Annotated in this window: 4 protein-coding genes and 1 pseudogene; all 5 read right to left on the bottom strand. The window is 73.2% G+C overall.

The window, feature by feature from the left end:
* Window positions 1-122 precede the first annotated feature (122 nt).
* On the bottom strand, window positions 123-605 hold the full coding sequence (locus ABT381_RS34155) for an ATP-binding protein (protein ID WP_351601446.1): 483 nt from the start codon (window positions 603-605) through the stop codon (window positions 123-125).
* Window positions 606-1,027: 422 nt separating this feature from the next.
* On the bottom strand, window positions 1,028-2,770 hold the full coding sequence (locus ABT381_RS34150; protein WP_351601442.1) for a pyruvate dehydrogenase: 1,743 nt from the start codon (window positions 2,768-2,770) through the stop codon (window positions 1,028-1,030).
* A 159-nt stretch (window positions 2,771-2,929) separates the two neighbouring features.
* Window positions 2,930-4,009 carry a protein phosphatase 2C domain-containing protein gene (locus ABT381_RS34145; RefSeq protein WP_351601438.1) on the bottom strand — a complete coding sequence of 360 codons (1,080 nt, stop codon included), beginning with the start codon at window positions 4,007-4,009 and terminating at the stop codon, window positions 2,930-2,932.
* Between the two features lie 63 nt (window positions 4,010-4,072).
* On the bottom strand, window positions 4,073-4,579 hold the full coding sequence (locus tag ABT381_RS34140; RefSeq protein WP_351601435.1) for a methylated-DNA--[protein]-cysteine S-methyltransferase: 507 nt from the start codon (window positions 4,577-4,579) through the stop codon (window positions 4,073-4,075).
* Window positions 4,557-4,757 (bottom strand): annotated as a pseudogene (locus ABT381_RS34135) (hypothetical protein); the annotation flags it as partial. The gene ABT381_RS34140 and the pseudogene ABT381_RS34135, both read right to left, overlap by 23 nt.

The raw sequence follows: 4,757 nt of genomic DNA, 5'->3' as shown, positions 1-4,757 counted from the left end.
TTCAGGCCGGGGCTGCCGGGGCCCGCGCGGGCCGCCCCCCCCCCGGCGGGGCGCCCCCCCCCCCGCGGGGGGGGGCGCCCCCCGGGGCCCCCCCCCCGCCGCCTCGTCCGCTCACGCGCGGCTCACGCCGCCGTGCCGCCCAGTTCGAACCACACGCACTTGCCCACCCCGTGCATCCGTATGCCCCAGGCGTCCGCGAGCGAGCGCACCAGCATCAGTCCTCTCCCCGAAGTGCCTTCGGTGGTCGGTCTGCGGGGCTGCGGCCGCCGGGACACGAAGTCCCGTACTTCCACCCGCAGGCGGTCGGTGACCGTCACGGTCACCACGGCGCCCCGGTCGGTGTGCACCAGGGCGTTGGTGACCAGCTCGCTGATGAGCAGCTCCGCGATGTCCGACCTGCCGGAATCCCCCCAGTGGACCAGCAGTTGACGCAGGTCCCTGCGGACCTCCGCCACCGCCGTCAGGTCGGCGCGGCGCAGCCGGTGCCGGATGGCCCTCGGCCGCTGCCCTTCCCTCCATGTGCCGCCACGGCCGTCGAGGGGGCCGGTGACCGGCCCGTCGATCCGTCCGTGCAGTTGCTCGCCCCCTACAGGCTGACGCTTCATCCTCCCCGCCCCGAGCGCTCCGGTGTGTCCGATCTTCATCCCCGATCTCTCGAACAACCTCAGATCGATGCATGCCCATCGGGATACGACCCAAGCTTCGTCCGCTGCTTCCGCATATGCCACGAGATGCCCGGCTGGTCCCGACCAAGGTCCGGCCCGGCTGTCATGACAAGGGCGGGAACGCGGCCGTGGCGCGGCCGTCCGTAGAACGAATTCGCCTTCGCTGTCGACCGGCCCGCTGCCGCAGCCGGTGCGGCGCGTCCCGGAGGAGCCGTCGAGGCGCGGGGTCCGCCGAGTGGCCCGGTGCGGCTACGCCCGCGTCCGGGCCGCCGCGGCACGGCGGCGCAGCCCGGAAGCTCCTGATTCCTCCCGCCACGGCCGGGCACAGGTGCGGGGCATGTGCCCCGCTGCGCGGTAACGGCTCAGAAGCGTGGGATGTTGCGGAGGTTGGACCGGGCCATCTGCACCATCCGGCCCACGCCGCCGTCCAGCACGATCTTGCCCGCCGAGAGCGCGAAGCCGGTCACCATGTCGGCGCTGATCTTCGGCGGGATGGACAGCGCGTTCGGGTCGGTGACGATGTCGACGAGCGCGGGCCCGTTGTGTTTGAAGGCGTCCCGCAGCGCGCCCCGCAGGTGCTTGGGCTTCTCCACGCGGACGCCGTACGCGCCCGCCGCCCGGGCGATGGCCGCGAAGTCGGGGTTCTGGTTGTCGGTGCCGTACGAGGGCAGCCCCGCCACCAGCATCTCCAGCTCGACCATCCCGAGCGAGGAATTGTTGAACAACACGACCTTCACCGGAAGGTTGTGCTGGACCAGGGTGAGGAAGTCGCCCATGAGCATGGAGAATCCGCCGTCCCCTGACATCGAGACGACCTGCCGCCGGCGGTCGGTCAGCTGCGCGCCGATGGCCTGCGGCAGCGCGTTGGCCATCGAGCCGTGCGTGAACGAACCGATGACGCGGCGGCGCCCGTTGGGCGTGAGGTAACGCGCCGCCCAGACGTTGCACATCCCGGTGTCGACGGTGAAGACCGCGTCGTCCGAGGCCTCCTCGTCCAGTACGGAGGCGACGTACTCGGGGTGGATCGGGACGTGCCGGTCGACCTTGCGGGTGTACGCCTTGACCACGCCCTCCAGCGCGTCGGCGTGCTTCTTGAGCATCCGGTCCAGGAAGCGGCGGTTCTTCTTCTCCGCGACCAGCGGGGTCAGGCAGCGCAGCGTCTCCCGTACGTCGCCCCAGACGGCCAGGTCCAGCGTGGAGCGGCGGCCGAGGTGCTCGGCACGCACGTCGACCTGCACGATGGGCACGTCGTCCGGGAGGAAGGCGTTGTACGGGAAGTCCGTGCCGAGCAGGATCAGCAGATCGCACTCGTGCGTGGCCTCATAGGCGGCGCCGTATCCGAGCAGACCGCTCATGCCCACGTCGTACGGATTGTCGTACTGGATCCACTCCTTGCCGCGCAGTGCGTGGCCGACGGGCGACTTGATCTTCTCGGCCAGTTCCATGACCTCGGCGTGTGCGCCCGCCGTACCGCTGCCGCAGAAGAGCGTGACCTTGCCGGCCTGGTCGATCATGCGGGCGAGCTGCGCGATCTCGGCGTCACCGGGGCGCACGGAGGGCCGCGTGGTGACCAGCGCGTGTTCCTCGGCGCGCTCGGGGGCCGGCTCGCCCGCGATGTCGCCGGGCAGCGCGACCACGGAGACGCCGCTGCGGCCCACCGCGTGCTGGATCGCGGTCTGCAGGACGCGCGGCATCTGCCGGGTGTTGGAGATCAGCTCGCAGTAGTGGCTGCACTCCTGGAAGAGCTGGTCGGGGTGGGTCTCCTGGAAGAAGCTGGTGCCGATCTCGCTGGACGGGATGTGCGAGGCGAGGGCCAGTACGGGGGCCATCGAACGGTGCGCGTCGAAGAGGCCGTTGATGAGGTGGAGGTTGCCCGGGCCGCAGGAGCCGGCGCAGGCCGCGAGCCGGCCGGTGATCTGGGCCTCGGCGCCGGCCGCGAACGCCGCGACCTCCTCGTGCCGGACCTGGACCCAGTCGACGGCCGGGGTGCGGCGGATGGCGTCGACGATCGGATTGAGGCTGTCGCCGACGACTCCGTACAGCCGCTTGACCCCGGCGCGCGCCAGGATGTCGACGAACTGCTCGGCCACGGTCTGCTTCGCCATCGCGCGCACGCCCTTCGGGTGGGGATCAGTGGCTCGCGCCGCCCGTCGGGCGTTTTGCCCGTCTTCGCGGCATTGATTCGGTTCTACCACTCCCTCCCCGGGCGGAGCCGGGTCCCACACCGCGGTACGGCGGGCGGCTCAGCCGTCCCGGCGGGCGGCTCAGCTGTCCCACACCGCCGCGGCCGTGCGGTCCTTGGCGTGGCCCTTCACGCGCAGCTGGGCGTCGGCCAGGAAGGCGACCAGACCCGGCGGCTCGGTCTCCGCCCACCTCCCGGCCAGCCGCGCGGCGAAGTCGGGCGCCTCGCGCAACGGCTCGGCCAGCCCCGCGCTGCACAGCAGCAGGGTGTCGCCGGAGCGGGCCACGGAGGCGCGGAAGCGGAACGGTTCGCCGATGGCATCGGGGGCGGCTTCTGGGGTGTCCGGTGCCTCCGTGACGCCGAGGTTGGCCGCTTCGTCCGGCGGCAGCGGCGGTTCCAGGTCCTGCCAGACGCCGTCCCGGAGCCGGAAGAGGCCGCCCCCGCCGAGGCCGAAGAAGACCCGCGTGCGGCACGCCGGGTCGGCGGGCAGCAGCAGGCAGCGCAGCGAAGCGGTGTACTCATGCGGGTCCAGGCCCAGCTCGGCGGCGCGCGACCGCAGCCGCCCGTAGCCGCGGTCGGTGAGGCGCTGCAGCCCGGACTTGAGGGCCTCGCGGCGGCCGGTACGGATGTCGTCGGCCAGCCGCGCGCCGGAGCGGCCGACGGCGGCGCCGATCCAGTGGCAGGCGTCCCGCGCCGCGCGGTGCCCCTCGGGCGAGGCGTGCACACCGGAGGCGACGGCGATCAGTAGCAGGGTCTGCCGCCCGGCACCGAAGCGGGCGGTGAGCAGCGCGTCGCGGCGCGGGTCGCCGCGGTACCGGGCGGAGTCGCCGCGCACGGAGGCGGCGCGCAGCGTGAGCGTGCCGTACTGCGCGCCGTCCAGCTCGGTGTCCGGGACGAGCCCGGCGAGGTCGGCCGGATCGGCGGCGGGCAGCGCGACGGGCTCGGGCGCGTACGTGGGCGGCCGGTCCCCGACGAACTCCACGACGGGGGGCGGACTCACCGTGCTCACCGGACTCACCGCGCCGAGCGCCGAGTCGACGCGGTCGTCCAGCGAGTCCGGCGCGGTCGAGGGCCCCGCGTCACCTGGCTTGCCGTCGCCCGCTTCGTACAGCTCGCGCCACCAGTCGTCCTCGTGTCCGCGTGTGTCCCCCTGCTGACTCATGGACCGTATTGTCCATGCATGGGCGACCGCTCAACAGTGCACAAAAGAGTGCTCCGCGACGCGTCACCGGGCCGCGTCGACGCCCTCCAGGGACAGCAGCGTGCGCTTGCGGTCCAGGCCACCGGCGTAGCCGGTGAGCGAGCCGTCGGCGCCGATGACGCGGTGGCAGGGGCGGAGGATCAGCAGCGGATTCGCGCCGATCGCGGTGCCGACGGCCCGTACGGCGGGCCGCGTGGCACCGATGCGGCGGGCGATCTCCCCGTAACTGGTGGTCTCGCCGTACGGGATGGCGTCCAGCGCCGTCCAGACGCGCTCGCGGAAGGCGGTGCCGCGGGTGGTCAGCGTCAGCGCGAAGTCACGGCGCTCGCCCGCGAAGTACTCGCCGAGCTGCCGTTCCGCCTCGGCGAAGGCGGCCGGTTCTCGGGTCCAGCCGGCCTCCGGTACGACGCCGCCCTTCTGGTCGGGCAGCGAGAGCGCGGTCAGTACCGTGCCGCCGGGGGCGTCGGCCGACGGCTCGCCCACGAGGGTCAGCCGGCCGAGCGGGCTGTCAAGCAGCGTGTAGAGCGGCATGGTTGATGCTGTCCTTCGGGTCGTGGTCTTCGGGGTGAGCGGCACCGGTGTGCCGGAGGTACTCGTAGGCGTACGAGCGCCAAGGGCGCCAGCGCTCCGCCTCGGGGGCGGCGTCGGGCGGACCCACGTCCGGGTCGCCGAGGGCGCGCCGCCTGATGGCCGCGGCGGCGGCCGGGCC

This window comes from Streptomyces sp. NPDC000151, assembly GCF_040301705.1.
Lineage (GTDB): Bacteria > Actinomycetota > Actinomycetes > Streptomycetales > Streptomycetaceae > Streptomyces.
The sequence above is the reverse complement of the archived record's forward strand: the minus strand, read 5'-3'. Positions and strand labels throughout refer to the sequence as shown.